Source organism: Kitasatospora sp. NPDC088548 (assembly GCF_044753005.1).
Lineage (GTDB): Bacteria > Actinomycetota > Actinomycetes > Streptomycetales > Streptomycetaceae > Kitasatospora.
In genome coordinates this window covers 366,723-380,555 of the sequence record NZ_JBIVMI010000002.1, presented here as the reverse complement: position 1 = coordinate 380,555, position 13,833 = coordinate 366,723, and the positions used below count along the sequence as shown (strand labels likewise).

Genomic DNA, 13,833 nt, shown 5'->3' with positions numbered 1-13,833 from the left:
CGGGCCTCACCCGGGTGCGGGGGAGCGGGGCGGTTCGGTCGGGATCCGGTGGACGAAGAAGAGCGCGACCAGCCCGCTGAGGGCGAGGACGGCGAGGGCGGCGCGCAGTCCCTCGATCCGCGCGGCGGCGTTCGCGTCGAGCGCGGCCCGGGCCGCCGCGGACTCCGCGCCGGCCTGCTCGAGGGCGGCCGTCAGCTGTGCGTCGGACAGGAACGGCACGCCGGCCGAGAGCTCCACCCCGGCCCGGTTCCTGACCTCGTCCGGGATCGCCGGGCTCTGCTCGATGGTGGTGAGGAACGACGTGGTCAGGACGGCGATGAGGATCGACCCGGCGAGCGCGGTGCCGATCGACGCGCCGAGGTTGGTGACGGTGTTCTGCACGCCGCCGACCTCGGCGCTCCGCTCGTCCGGCACCGCGGACACGGTGACCGCGCCGAGCTGGGAGGCGAGCGCCCCCATGCCGAGCCCGATCAGCAGCAGCGGGACGGTGACCACCTCCGCGCCCGTGCCCGCGTCGAGACCGGCCATCAGGACGACCGCGCCCAGGACCATCGAGACGATCCCCAGCCGTACCACCCGCCGTGGTGAGACGTCCGGGAGCAGCCGGGGGATCGCGAGCGCGGCGACCAGCAGGGTGAGGGAGAGCGGCAGGATGCGCACCCCGGTGGCGAGCGCGGAGAGCCCGAGCGCGACGGACAGGTACAGTGGCACGACGAAGAAGACGCCCATCTGCACCAGGAACTGGAAGAAGAAGACGACCAGGCCGCCGGTGAGCTGACGGTTCGTCAGTAGTGCCGGGTCCACCAGCGGTTCCTCGCCCTGCTCCGCGAGGCGGGCCTCCCAGCGGAAGAACAGCCAGATCAGGAGCACCCCCGCGAGCGTCAGCCAGACCACCGGTGAGAGGCCGAACCAGGCGGCGGTGTCGGACTTGGGCCGGAACCAGCCCCAGGTGGCCGAGCGGAGCACACCGAGGACGAAGAGCCCGATGCCCAGCGCGGAGAGGACGGCGCCCAGCAGGTCGATCCGCGGGCGGGTGCCGGGCGGCGCGTCGGCGACCCGTCGGGCCAGCAGCAGGATGCCCAGCACCAGCACGGTCTCGGCGGCGAACACCCAGCGCCAGGAGAAGAAGGTCGTCGCGGCGCCGCCGATGAGCGGGCCGAGGGCGATCGCCACCGCGCCCGCGGCCGTGACCAGGCCGTAGGCCGCCGGGCGCCGCTCCGCAGGGAAGTTCCCGGCGACCAGCGCGACGATCGCGGGCAGGATCAGGGCGGCCCCGACCCCTTCGAGCAGCGACCAGCCGAGCAGCAGCACGGTCAGGTTCGGGGAGAGCGCCGTGGTCAGGGAGCCGCAGCCGTAGACGACGCAGCCGATCATGAACGCGCGCCTGCGACCGATGAGGGCGCCCACCTTGCCGCCGGAGACCATGAGCATCGCCATGACGAGCGTGTAGGCCGTGATGGCTCCTTGCAGGCCGCTCACCGTGGTGCCCACGTCGTTGGCCACGGTCGCGATCGAGACGTTCATGACGGAGCTGTCGAGCGCCATCAGGAACTGTCCGGTCGCCAGCGTCAGGAGTACGAGTGTCGCGGCCGCGGCCTGCCGGGAGGTGCCTTCACTGCCTGCCATGGGCGTAGCGTTCCACGGCCTCGCCCGGCGGCTCCCCGACCCGCCGGAGGGGTCAGCCGGTCGGCGGGGGCGGGCGCCCGGAGGCACCCTCATCCGGACCGGCACCGAGCCCTACCGCTTCCAGGCCACCCAGGTGAACTGCCTCGGCAGCCGCACCAGCCACCACGCCCTTCAACAACTGCACGACGGCGCGGACTGGCGCGTCCTGGCGACCGCTCTCATCCGGCTGGCGGACCATCTCGATGCCCATCGACTACCACCGTCGCCGCGTGCTCGACTACACAGGCCTCCTGCCCGAGGAGTTGTGGGAGCAGGTGAGTCGCCGCAGCGGTATCCACCCGGGCCACAACCTCCGCCGGAAGCTGGCCCGCGCCGTCCTGTACACGCCCTACAACCCTGTTCCGGTCTCTGATGGCGAGGTGATGTCGGATTCTCACTGCGTCGTGCCCTGAGGGGCTGTCCTTGGACGGTGAAGCCAGTCGCCCTTGACCGATCTCATTCAATCGAGTCGTTCACTCAGCGGACCCAGTCGTTCAGCCTTCCGTCTCGGTGAACCTGGTCGTACGGGCAGACGTCGGGTCGACACCGGTCAGGGCACAGCTGGCCGTCCAGAGGTGCGCCGCGGTCGTGGTGTCGGCCAGGTGGTTCCAGAGGGGTTCGCTCCTGGGCCTGCCGCGCAGCCCGAACACCCGGGGGCCCCACATCTGGCGGCCGCGCACGTCTGGGTCGAGCACGGCGCGTACGGTGGGCCAAGCGCCGGCTTCCTTGCCCTGGACGAGAAGGCCGAGCGGCAGGCCGAGCAGCCGCTCGCCGGTGGTCCGGACCTGAACCGGCGGCCGCGAGGGGGTGAGGGAGTCGAGCGCGCCGCCGGGGTGGGCGACCACGCTCAGCGTCGTGCTGCCGGCGGCGTCCAGGCGGCGGTCGAGCTCGAAGGCGAAGAACATCTGGGCCAGCTTCGACCGCGCATAGGCGCGCTTGGGCTGGTAGTCGTGCGTGCTCTGGAGATCGTCGAGGTCCAGGCGTTCGGACTTGGCCGCGAAGCTGCCCGTGGTGACGATCCGACTCGCTGGGGCTGCCATGAGCAGGGGGGCCAGCCAGTGGGTGAGTGCGAAGTGACCCAGGTGGTTGGTCGCGAACATCAGCTCGTGGCCGTCCTTGGTCTCACGGCGCGGCGGCTGGTCGAGCGCCACGCCGGCGTTGTAGACGACCGCGTCGAGGCGGTCCAGTTCGAGCGCGTCCACGGACGTCCTGAGCGATGCGAGGTCGGCCAGGTCCAGAGGCAGATGCCGCACCTGGGCGCCGGGGACACGTGAACTGATCGAAGCGATCGCGGCTTTGGCCTTCGTCTCGGCCCGGCTGCCGAGGACGACCGTGGCCCCGGTGCCGGCGAGCTGCTCGGCGACGAAGTACCCGATGCCCGCGTTGCCGCCGGTGACCAGGAAATTCCTGCCCTCGGCGCGAGGCAGCCGGTGAACGTCCCACACTGGGGCCTTGGGTACGGAGGGCATGGCGGGCTCCCGGAGCTTGGAGTGATCTGGAGGCGGGCGGAGCCGCACCTTCACCACCGGTCCCACCCAGCCCCTACGGTCCCGGTGGTAACTCACATCCCACCGACAGGTCGCTGTCGCCACTGACAGCCGACCGGCATCGCGTGGGCCCGTCATCCGTCGCGGCCGATCTCCGTACCCGACACATGTGTGTCTCATCCGACCGAGTCGGCACAGGTCAGCGGGATCCCCGGCGACTGAATTCCTTGCGAACGGTCAGCCCTGTCATCCAATCGAGGCGGTTGACACCGAACCTGGGCGTCCACACCCTCACGCCGCCCCGACCGGCCGGTACCAGCGGTGGCCGGTACCGTCGCGATCGGGGCGGTTGTGCATCTGCCGGCCACCGCCATCGAGGAGGGCCAGGGCCTGTCCTTGATGAGCGGCTGGCCGGTACCGCCTACCGTCTACTGCCCCGGCGGTGGGGCCGGCCCGTGGCTAGCGCAGATGCCGAGCGAAGAACCCGGCCGCGCCCTCCCCTGCGAACTGCGGGACGCCCGTGTGCCCGCCCATATTGGCGTGCAGGGACTTCTCCTTGGAGCCGAAGGCGTCGAACAGGTCCAGCGCCGCCTGCCGGTCGTTGCCTTCGTCGTCCCACTGCAGCAGGACGTGCAGCGGAATGGTGACCTGGCGGGCCTCCTCGAACATGGCGCGAGGCACGAAACTCCCGGCGAAGAAGCCGGCGGCCACGATGCGCGGCTCGACCACCGCAAGGCGAACGCCGATGGAGATCACTCCTCCCGAGTACCCGACCGGGCCGCCGATCTCGGGCAGCGACAGGAGGGCGTCCAGGGCGGCCTGCCATTCCGGGACCGACTTTTCGACCAGCGGGAGGACGAGGGCGTCGATGATCTCGCCGCTGACCGGCTCGCCGGCCTCCATGGCCCGGCGCAGGTCGGCGCGGGCCTGCTCGGCGGCGGGCCAACGGGGCCGGTCACCACTCCCCGGGAGCTCGATGGTGGCCGTGGCGAAGCCATCCGCCGCGGCGTGCCGGGCCCGCGCCACCAGTCGGGGGTACATCTTGCGCAGCCCGAGGGGAGGGTGGCCGAGCAGGATCAGCGGCGCCGGTGCGGATGCGGATCCGGGCGTCCACAGGATGCCGGGGATCTCACCGAGGGTGAATTCGCGCTCGAGGACGCCGTCATCGAGGCGCTGCTCAGAAATGAAATGCATGGTCGTGCCTTTCGGGAGTGCACTGGAACGGCGCTCCCGGACGACGACCTATCGCCCGACCGTGACCCCGGAGGAGAGCACCCATGTCGATACGGTCACGGGTACCACCTCCTTGTTCTCTCGCACGGCCTCCGGCAAAGCTAGCAATGGTCACCGAGGTTCGCCAAACGGGTTCTTGCGGAGGCTCCGTGACCGGATGCCGGAGACTGCCCGTCCTCGGCGGCACCCTGACGCTCGGATTCGCCCCTGACACCTGGCAGCCGACGCCCGGGCAGGCCGCCGACTGCCAGGAGAGCCTGGAACAGGGCTTCGGGCCCGGCCCCGATCCGCAGGTCCACCTTGCGCGGCTGCTCAGGCCTCTCATCAGCGGTCAGGCGGTGTTCCGGGCCCGGTTGACACCACCCCCGGGTCGTCCGATCGGCAGGGGCAACAGTCATGCCGGGCCCGGAGGCCAGGAGCCCCGTTCCAGGACCACCACGAAGGAGGTGACGGCGTGGCGGTGCCGGACGGCGTCCCCGGGGGTGGGCGCGGAGGGGCTACGCGGTCGCGGTCCGGTACTGGTCGACGTTCTGCCAGGTGACCGGCAGGGACGCCAGGCACCGGTCGAAGACCTCGGCCTGGCGCAGGTAGGCGGCACGGTCGGGACCGGGGCGCACGCAGAGGTCGTCCGCGTCGCCCACCGACCACGGCTGGAGCCCGTGGGAGAGCGCGGCAGGCAGCAGGGAGGCCACTCCCCGTGCCCCCAGCTCGCTGGTGAGCTGGCGTCGGACGGGGCGGCCCAGCACGTCGGCGAAGATCTGCGCCCAGACCTCGGAGCGGGCGCCTCCGCCCGCGATCCGCCAGGGGCGGTCGGCCACGTCCGCCCCGCTGGCCACGAGCCGGTCGAGCTGTACGCGGTGGTACTGGGCGACGCCCTCGATGACCGCGCGGGTCAGGTGGCCGCGCCGGTGCACACCGGAGATGCCCAGGAAGGTCCCGGACGCGGCGGGATGCTCGGGCGCGCCGTTCACGAAGGGCAGGAACAGCAGGCCGTCCGCGCCCGGCCGGACCCCGGCCGCCTCTCGCAGCAGTTCCGTCGGCGGCACCCGGTCGGCCCGGTCGTGCGGCACCGCGGCGGCGGCCAGCCACTCCAGGTTGGCGGCCGAGGTCGGGGCCACCTCCATCGCGAGCATCCGGCTGGGGTCCGGCAGCAGGGCACTGAGGGTGACCTTGGGCGCCGGGGTCCGGGCCGGCACCACCGCGCCGTTGATCGCCCAGGTGCCCACGATGACCGTGACGTCGCCCAGTTCGTGGCCTCCCGTGCCCAGGGTGGCCGCCACGCAGTCCATGGCGCCCGCGATGACCGGCAGCCCCTCGGCCAGGCCCGTGCGGGCCGCTGCCCGCGCGGTCAGCCCGGCGACCACCTCACCGGAGGGCCGCAGCGCGGGGAAGCGGTCCAGGTCCGCGGCCGGCAGGCCGACCAGGTCCAGCGCGGTGGTGGTGTACCGGCGGGTGTCCAGGACGACCATGCCGAAGGCGCTGGCGTCGCTGTAGTCGGCGCTGGCGACCCCGGTGAGCTGGGAGGTCACCCAGTCCTTGCAGGACAGCGCCCATCGGGTGGCCCGGTAGGCCTGTGGCTCGTGGTCGCGCAGCCACCGCAGCAGCACCGCGGGCTGGGCCGCCCACGGGATGGAACCGGTCTCCGCGGCGAGCCGGGCGGCCGCCTCGGGGGAGATCGCGTCCACGATCCGCTGCGCCCGGGTGTCGGAGGAGGCGATGGCGGGGCCCACCGGCCGCAGCTCGGCGTCGACCGGGTAGAGGCCGTTGCCGTGCGCCGCGACGCCGAGGCCGGCCGGGGTCCAGCCGTCGGCCGTCAGCTTCGCGTTCAGCTCGGCCAGCAGCGACAGCACCGTGTCGGCCAGCAGGACCATGTCCACGTCGTGGCGGTGCGCGGTGACGCAGGTGCGCGGTGTCCGGGCGGTGACGACGTACAGCTCACGGCCCTGTGCGTCGAAGGCGGCGGCCTTCGTCGCGGTCAGCCCGACGTCGACACCGATGTAGCAGGTGGTCACTGTGGTCTCCTGTCGCCGGTCGCGGCGGTCGCCGGGGTCTTCAGGCCCCGGGGACGGAAGCGCCGCAGCTCCGTGTCATAGGCCGCGATCTCCGCGGCGATCCGTTCGTCGTCCCAGCCCAGGTACCGCGCGGCGATCCCGGCGCAGCGGGCGGCCGCGGCGCGGCCCATGTCGCCGCCCAGGCCGACGAGGGTACGCCGCAGCATGATGTCCCCCAGGGTGACGGCTCCCTCGTCGACGACCGCGACGGCCACCTCGGCGGCGATCGCCCCCGATTCCTCGTCGACGACCTCCAGCAGCCCGGGGTCGGCCTCGGCGAGCGCCAGCACCCGTCGGGCCCGTACGCCGTAGACGTCGAGCAGCCGGCGTCGCTGGGCCGGGGTGAGTACCGGGGAGCTGAGGAAGTCCTCGCGGAACGCCTCCCACTGCGCGGTGTCCGCGCCGGGGAACGGGCGGGTGCGGGTGGTGCAGCGCCGTGGGGCGCGTCCCATGACCTTGAGCGCCTTGTCGGTGACGTCCTCGGCGAGCGCGCGGTGGGTGGTGAGTTTGCCTCCGATGACGGTGAGCAGGCCGGGGTGGGCCGGGGCGTGGTCCAGTACCGTGTGGCCGCGGCTGATCTTGGCGTTGTCGGTGACGTCGGCGGCGTAGGGCAGGGGGCGGATGCCGGACACGCTGTAGAGCACGTCGTCGGGGGTGAGCCCGGCGCCGGGGAAGATCCGGTTGGTCTCGTCGAGCAGGTAGTCGATCTCCGCCTCGCTGGCCACGACCTCGTCCAGGTCGCCCTCGTAGGTGAGGTCGGTGCTGCCCAGCATGTAGCGGCCTTCCCAGGGAAGGACGAAGATCGGCCGCTGGTCGGCCGCGGCTTCGAAGAAGATGCAGGTCTTCGGGGCCCCCGGGAAGGGGTCCACGATGACATGGCTGCCCTTGGTGCCGCCGTTGAGCCGCTTGGAGGCGATCTGCCCTTCGAGGACGTGGTCGATCCACGGGCCGGCGGCGTTCACGGTGAGGCGGGCCCGGATCTCCTGTTCCTCGCCGGTCCGGTTGTCGCGGGTCCGCAGGCCGGTCACGCGCGCGCCGTCCCGGATGAGCCCGGTGACGGTGGTGTAGGTCAGGACCCGGGCGCCGAGGTGGCGGGCGTCCAGGAACAGTTCGACGCAGAGCCGCTCCGCCCACGGGACCTGCGCGTCGTGGAAGAGCGCCGCACCCCGCAGGCCCTTTCTGGACAGGTGCGGCCAGCGCTGGGCCACCCGGTGGTTGGTCACGGTGCGGCTGAGGCCGCGCCCCCGGCGCGCCGCCAGGGCGTCGAACACGGCGAGGCCGAGCCGGATCAGGATCCCGGGCCTGCTGTTGCCGGCGTAGAAGGGGATGAGCATGGGGTAGTCGCGGACCAGGTGCGGGGCGCTGCGGAACAGCAGGTGGCGTTCCCGGATGGACTCGTGGACCAGGGTGAAGTCGTAGCGTTCGAGGTACTTCAGGCCGCCGTGGATGAGCCGGCTGGACGTGCTGGTGGTGCCGGAGCCGACATCGGCGCGGTCGACCACGACGACGCGCAGGCCGCGGGCCGTAGCGTCGCGGGCGATGGCCAGCCCGTTGATCCCGGCTCCGACGACGGCGAGGTCGACGATGTCCTCGCCGTTGGAGGGATGGTGCGACATGGGAGCTCCCGGAGGTGAGGGGTGCCGGTCCCGGTGGTTCGCACCGGGACCGGCACCCGTGCAGGGTCAGGCGGAGGCGGAGCCGGCGGACTGTTCCCGGAACAGCTCGTACGCCTCTTCGGGCTTGACCTCGTCGTGCACGACGGCCCGGACGGCCGCGAGCATGGCGGCCGGGTGCTCGCTCTGGAAGATGTTGCGGCCCATGTCCACACCGGCCGCGCCCTCCTGGACGGAGCGGTAGGCCATGGTCAGGGCGTCCAGCTCGGGCAGCTTCTTGCCGCCCGCCACGATGATCGGCACCGGGCAGGCCGCGGTGACCGTCTCGAAGCCCTGCTCCACGTAGTAGGTCTTGACGACGTGCGCGCCCATCTCGGCGCTGATCCGGGTGGCCAGCCGGAAGTAGCGGGCGTCGCGGACCATGTCCTTGCCGACCGCGGTGACGCCGAGGACGGCGATGCCGTGCCGCTGACCGGCGTCCACCAGGGCGGCCAGGTTGCGCACCGAGCGCGACTCGTGCTCGGCGCCGATGAAGACCTGGGTGGCCACGGCGGCGGCGTTCAGCCGGACCGCGTCCTCCATGTCCAGGGCGATGTGCTCGTCCGAGAGGTCACGCAGCACGCTCGGGCCGCCGCTGGCGCGCAGCACGATCCCTGCCTCACTGTGCGAGGGGATGCTGGTGCGCAGCGCACCCCGGGTCATCATGATCGCGTCCGCGTCGGGGACGAGCGGGGCGATGTTGGTGTCCAGGCGTTCCAGGCCGGCCATCGGGCCGAGGAAGTAGCCGTGGTCGAACGCGAGCATCACCGTGCGGCCGGTGTCCCGGCGGAAGATCCGGGAGAGCCGGTTCTGCAGGCCCCAGTCCTGGGCGTGGGCGCCCTTGACGTGGAAGGTGCCCGCGGCGGCCTGGGCCCCGCCGAAGTCGCGGGCCTCGATCAAGGCGTCGGTGTCAGCCATGGGTGTGTACTCCTGTACGTGTCTGGGTTGTCGGGGGTCAGTTGTCGGAGGTCAGTTGTCGGGGTTGGTCGGGGTGGCGGACGCGCCCGGGACGGGTGGTCGGTGCCCGGTGCGGCGAAGGGGGGTGCGGCCGGTGCGGCCTCCCCCGCCCGCCAGGAAGAGGACGAAGAGGACGAGGGAGCCCTTGAGCAGGTTCTGCGCGGCGGTGCTCCAGCCGACCAGGTTGACCAGGCCGTCCAGCAGGATGAAGAACAGTGCGCCGCCCCAGATGCCGACCGGCACCGCCCGGCCGCCGGAGATGAGCGTCCCGCCGATGACCACGACCGCGATCGAGTCCAGCAGGTAGCGGGTCCCCAGGTCGGGGGCGGGCGCGATGTAGGTGGCCAGCAGGGCTCCGGCGAGCCCGGCCAGCGCGCCGCTGGCCAGGTAGGTCGCGGCGAGCACCCGGGTGACGGGGATACCGGCCCGCTCGGCGGCGCGGGCGCTCTGGCCGATCGCGGTCAGCGACCGGCCGTACGTGGTTCCGCGCAGCAGCAGCACGATCAGCACGGTCAGCACCGCGACGGCGACGGCCGTCAGCGGCACGCCCGCCGGGCGCAGGTTGAGCAGCCGGCGCAGCCCTGAGTCGGGTACCGCGGTGAAGCCTTCGGCCATGACCAGCGTGCAGGACGAGGCCATCAGGCCGGTGGCCAGGGTGGCGATGATCGGCGGCATCGAGAGGCCGAGGATCCCCGTCGCACTGACGGTGGCCACCGCGAGGCCCGCCGCGATCCCGGCGAGGATGCCGAGCGTCACCGAGCCGGTGGTGGAGGCGGCCGCGACGGAGACGAACCCGGCCAGCGAGATGACCGGCCCCACCGACACGTCGATGTTGCCCGGCCCGGCGGTGACCACGAGCATCTGACCGACGCCGACGAGGACGAGGTACGGCGCCAGCGACAGCGCGAGGGAGACCGTCTGGCCGCCGCCCTGGCCGGAGACCGCCAGGATGACCAGCCAGACCAGCAGGGCCGCGAGGAATCCCCAGATCCAGGGGCGGGTGAAGAGCGCACGGAGGTTCATCGCAGCACCCTCCCGATCACGGCCCGGCCGGCGAGGACGGCCAGCACGATGCCGCCCTGGACGGCCGACTGCATGTTGGACGGCACGTTGAGCAGGCTGAGCGTGACGCTGACCAGGCCGAGGGTGACGCCACCGATGGCCACGCCCCACGGCACGGCGCTCCCACCGCGGAAGCTTCCGCCGCCGAGGATCACCGCGGCCACGGTGACCAGGGTGTAGCTGGAGGCCGACGAGACATCGCCGCCGCCGGTCTGCGAGGCCAGCAGCAGCCCGGACAGCACCCCGAGGACGCCCGCCACGGCGTAGACGGCCACCCGGGAGGTCAGCGGGCTCAGCCCGGCGCGCTCCAGCGCGGTGGTGTTGCTGCCCAGGGCGCGGATGCGCACGCCCACCGAGCTGCGCCCGGTCAGCAGGTACGTCAGCGCGGCGACCGCGATGATCGGCAGCAGCGGTGCGGGGAACCCGCTCGGCTGCCAGGCGCCGAACCGCGCCAGCCACTCGGGGGTGGTCCCGCCCGGGGTGGGCAGCAGGAACAGCCCCAGGCCCAGCCAGATGAACGAGGCGCCGAGCGTGGCGATCAGCGAGGGCACCCGGCGCAGGTGGATGAGCGCGCCCAGCACGGCGTACCCGGCCACCAGCGCCAGCAGCATCAGCGCTCCGACCAGGGGAGAGGTGACCAGCCGGGTGGCGGCGACGACGGTGACCAGGCCGACGAAGGAGCCGATCCCGAGGTCGATGTCGCCGACCGACATCAGCATCATCTGGGCCTGGGCCGCGAAGACCAGGGGCACGGTCGCGGACAGCACCAGCGTGAGCCCCGGGACGGTCAGCACCCCGGACTGGAGGGAGGCGCAGACCCCGATCATGGCGGCCAGGGCGATGGCGCTGACCGCGGCCGGTGCGGCTCTGTGCAGCCCGGCTCTGGTCGGCAGGGCCGACGTGAGGACATCAGTCATGGCGGTGTGCTCCGGCTGGGCTCCCGGCCGCCTGAGGGGCGGCCGTCGGGTGGGGGGCGGGCGGCGGCTCGGGCGCCGGGTGGGGGGCGGACTCGTCGAAGGAGACGGCGATGATCCGTTCTTCGGATATCTCGGCCCCGGCCAGTTCGGCGACGACCCGGCCGGCCCGGAAGACGTAGACCCGGTCGCAGTGCGCCATCTCGGCGTTCTCGCTGGAGTACCAGACGACGCTGCGCCCCTGGGCCGCCTCGGTTCGGATCAGGCTGTACAGGTCGGTCTTGGTGTGCACGTCGACGCCCCGGAAGGGGTCGTCCAGCAGCACCAGGTCGGCCGAGGAGGCGAAGGCGCGGGCGACGATCACCTTCTGCTGGTTGCCGCCGCTCAGCGCGGTCATCGCGGCGTCGGCGCCGCCCCGGATCGACAGCTTCCCGACCCAGTCCTGGACGACGGCGCGTTCCTCGGCGGTCCGGCGGAGCCCGTACCGGGCGAGGGAGCGCATGCCCGAGACGATGAGGTTGTCCGCGACGGTCCACAGCGGCAGGACGCCGGAGCGCTGCCGGTCGCCCGGGACGAACGCCCGGGTGCCGTGCACCTTGGTGTCGCGGCGTACCGGGTGCCAGAGGCGTTCGAGTACCTGTTGCTGGCCCTGCCCGGCCAGCCCGGCCAGGCCCACCACTTCGCCCTTGGCGACGCGCAGGCTGACGCCGTGCAGGCCGGGTCCGGTGGCGTCGCGCAGTTGGGCCACCACGGGGCCGTCGGCCGCGGGCGCCGCCCCGGTGGCCGGGCCCGTCCCCCGGGCCGCGCCGCGGGGTGCCACGTCGGCGCCCATGAGGGCCAGCACGTCGTCCTCGCGGAGTCCGGCCGCCGGGCGGTCCTCGGCGACGGCGCCGTCGCGCAGCACCGCGACCCGGTCGGCCACCGACAGCACCTCGCGGATGCGGTGCGAGATGAGCAGGACGGCGGTGCCGCGGGCGGTGAGGGTGCGGACGTACGCGTACAGCGACTGCGCGGCGTCCGGGCCGAGCGACTCGGTCGGCTCGTCGAGGATCAGCAGGTTCAGCGGATGGGCCAGGCCGGCCCGCGTGATCTCGACCATCTGCCGCTGGGCGAGCGTGAGGTCCTCGACCCGGTCGCGGGGTGACACGCCGTGGCCGGGGAACATCTCGTCCAGCCGCTGCCGCACCGCCTCGGCGGCGGCCCGCCGCGGGCGGGTCCGGGGCAGGCAGTGGCGCGAGGAGAGCCAGATGTTCTCCGCCACGGTGAGGTCGGGGCAGAGCGAGGTCTCCTGGTACGCCATCCGGACGGTGCGGAAGTCCTGTTCGCGGGGCCGGGTTCCGCCGGGGACCTGTCGGTCCAGGACGGTGACCGTGCCCTGGTCGCAGCCCTCCAGACCGGCGAGAACCCGCATGAGGGTGCTCTTGCCGGCGCCGTTGTGGCCGACCAGGCCGAGCACCTCGCCGGCGTGGACCGCGAGGTCCACCCCGTTGAGCGCGCGGGTGGGACCGTAGCTCTTGGTGACGCCGCGTGCGGCGACCACGGTCACGGCGCGGGGGTCCTGGTTCTTCCCCGGCGGGACGGCGGATGGTCCCGCCGGCAGCTTGTCGACGTGCATGCCTCGCTCCTGGTGTGGTCGTCCGGTCAGCCGGCGGTCGTCGGGACCGGGGGCTGCACCGGGGCGCCGCCGCTCTTCGAGGCCTCCACCTGCTTCTGGAACAGCTCGCGGGTCCACGGCCAGGCCGCGTACTGGTCGGGCTTGAGCACGGCGGCCCAGGCGTCGCGGTCCTTCTGCTCCACCAGGACGATCGGCAGGGTCATGTGCTGCGGGACGTTCTTGCCGTCCAGCAGGTCCAGTGCCGCCCACAGGGCGGCCACCGACTGGCCCGGGTCGGACATGACGGCGACCGAGCCGTTGTCGAGCTTGGTGTCCTTCCAGTAGTTGAGCGCGCGGCCGTTGGTCTCGAAGGTGACCGCCGGGACGGGCTTGCCGGCCGTGGTGAAGGCCTGGGCCACGCCGTAGCCGTCGCCGCAGCCGATGACGCCGTCCACCGTGGGCACGCTGGAGAGCACGCCGAGCACGGCCTTCTGCGCGGTCGCGCCGTCGCACATGCCGTTCACGGTCGCGGCGGTCTTGACGTCCGGGTACTTGGCGAGGATCTCCTCGGTGGCCTTGTGCATCTCGGCCTCGGGCTGGGAGCCCACCACACCGCGGCTGACGATGACGTTGCCCTTGCCGCCGATGCCGTCGAGGAGGGGCTTGGCCGCGTCGGTGGCCCAGTCGGTGAAGCTGTTCTGGATCACATGGGCGCACGGGGCGTCGATCGCGGAGTCGAAGACGACCACCTTGACGCCGGCGGTGCAGGCCTGCTGGATGACGGGCTTCAGCGCGGTGGGCGAGGCCGGGTCGATCAGCAGCGCGTCGGGCTTCTGCAGCAGCAGGCTCTTGATCTGGGCGATCTGTTCCGTCGCCGAGTTGTCGCCGGGCGCGTTGACGGTCTGGTACTTGCCGATCAGCCCGTCCGCCTGGGCCTGCTTGGCGGCGGTCTCGAACGAGGCGACCATGGTCTGCCGCCAGCCGTTGCCGATGAAGCCGTTGCTCAGGGCGATGAACGGCTTGCCCGGTCTCTTGGCGGATGTTCCGGCGTCGCCGCCGGCCGAGCCGGAGCCGGAGCCGCAGGCCGTGGCCAGGAGCGCGACGGCGGTGGCGAGCGAGGCCGCGGCTGCGGCACGACGGCGCGGGGAGGTCGAGGGGATGCGCATGGTGCCTCCTGGGAAGCAGGACCGCTGAGGGTGGGGGTGGGGCGGCGGTGGG

Annotated in this window: 11 protein-coding genes; 1 reads left to right on the top strand and 10 read right to left on the bottom strand. The window is 72.7% G+C overall.

Annotated features, from left to right (window positions below):
• Positions 1 to 6: 6 nt before the first annotated feature.
• A complete protein-coding gene (locus ACIP82_RS04660) occupies positions 7 to 1,626 on the bottom strand; it encodes an MFS transporter (RefSeq protein ID WP_363608401.1) in 1,620 nt (539 codons plus the stop codon).
• Positions 1,627 to 1,868: 242 nt separating this feature from the next.
• Here ACIP82_RS04660 and ACIP82_RS04655 point away from each other — a divergent pair, with 242 nt between their 5' ends.
• Positions 1,869 to 2,078 (top strand): hypothetical protein, encoded by a 210-nt coding sequence (locus ACIP82_RS04655; protein ID WP_363608403.1) that lies wholly within the window; start codon positions 1,869 to 1,871, stop codon positions 2,076 to 2,078.
• 81 nt (positions 2,079 to 2,159) lie between these two features.
• Here ACIP82_RS04655 and ACIP82_RS04650 read toward each other — a convergent pair whose 3' ends face one another.
• The 9 genes from ACIP82_RS04650 to ACIP82_RS04610 all read right to left on the bottom strand — a co-directional run bounded on the left by ACIP82_RS04650 (position 2,160) and on the right by ACIP82_RS04610 (position 13,781).
• Positions 2,160 to 3,134, bottom strand: coding sequence for an SDR family NAD(P)-dependent oxidoreductase (locus tag ACIP82_RS04650; RefSeq protein ID WP_363608405.1), 975 nt, complete (start codon positions 3,132 to 3,134; stop codon positions 2,160 to 2,162).
• A gap of 477 nt (positions 3,135 to 3,611) precedes the next feature.
• Positions 3,612 to 4,346 carry an alpha/beta hydrolase gene (locus ACIP82_RS04645; protein ID WP_363608407.1) on the bottom strand — a complete coding sequence of 245 codons (735 nt, stop codon included), beginning with the start codon at positions 4,344 to 4,346 and terminating at the stop codon, positions 3,612 to 3,614.
• 536 nt (positions 4,347 to 4,882) lie between these two features.
• Positions 4,883 to 6,397 (bottom strand): FGGY-family carbohydrate kinase, encoded by a 1,515-nt coding sequence (locus ACIP82_RS04640; protein ID WP_363608409.1) that lies wholly within the window; start codon positions 6,395 to 6,397, stop codon positions 4,883 to 4,885.
• A complete protein-coding gene (locus tag ACIP82_RS04635) occupies positions 6,394 to 8,052 on the bottom strand; it encodes a glycerol-3-phosphate dehydrogenase/oxidase (protein ID WP_400650809.1) in 1,659 nt (552 codons plus the stop codon). Before ACIP82_RS04635 ends, ACIP82_RS04640 begins: the two co-directional genes overlap by 4 nt.
• A 66-nt stretch (positions 8,053 to 8,118) precedes the next feature.
• Complete coding sequence (lsrF, locus tag ACIP82_RS04630; RefSeq protein WP_363608413.1) at positions 8,119 to 9,006, bottom strand: 3-hydroxy-5-phosphonooxypentane-2,4-dione thiolase; 888 nt, start codon at positions 9,004 to 9,006, stop codon at positions 8,119 to 8,121.
• 51 nt (positions 9,007 to 9,057) lie between these two features.
• Positions 9,058 to 10,068: an ABC transporter permease gene (locus ACIP82_RS04625; protein ID WP_400650805.1), complete on the bottom strand. Its 1,011-nt coding sequence runs from the start codon at positions 10,066 to 10,068 to the stop codon at positions 9,058 to 9,060.
• The gene (locus tag ACIP82_RS04620) at positions 10,065 to 11,024 is read right to left on the bottom strand and encodes an ABC transporter permease (protein WP_363608417.1); all 960 of its coding nucleotides are present in this window, start codon (positions 11,022 to 11,024) and stop codon (positions 10,065 to 10,067) included. The genes ACIP82_RS04625 and ACIP82_RS04620 overlap by 4 nt, the downstream gene beginning before the upstream one ends.
• Positions 11,017 to 12,636: a sugar ABC transporter ATP-binding protein gene (locus tag ACIP82_RS04615; RefSeq protein ID WP_363608419.1), complete on the bottom strand. Its 1,620-nt coding sequence runs from the start codon at positions 12,634 to 12,636 to the stop codon at positions 11,017 to 11,019. The genes ACIP82_RS04620 and ACIP82_RS04615 overlap by 8 nt, the downstream gene beginning before the upstream one ends.
• 26 nt (positions 12,637 to 12,662) lie before the next feature.
• The gene (locus ACIP82_RS04610) at positions 12,663 to 13,781 is read right to left on the bottom strand and encodes an ABC transporter substrate-binding protein (protein ID WP_400650802.1); all 1,119 of its coding nucleotides are present in this window, start codon (positions 13,779 to 13,781) and stop codon (positions 12,663 to 12,665) included.
• Positions 13,782 to 13,833 lie beyond the last annotated feature (52 nt).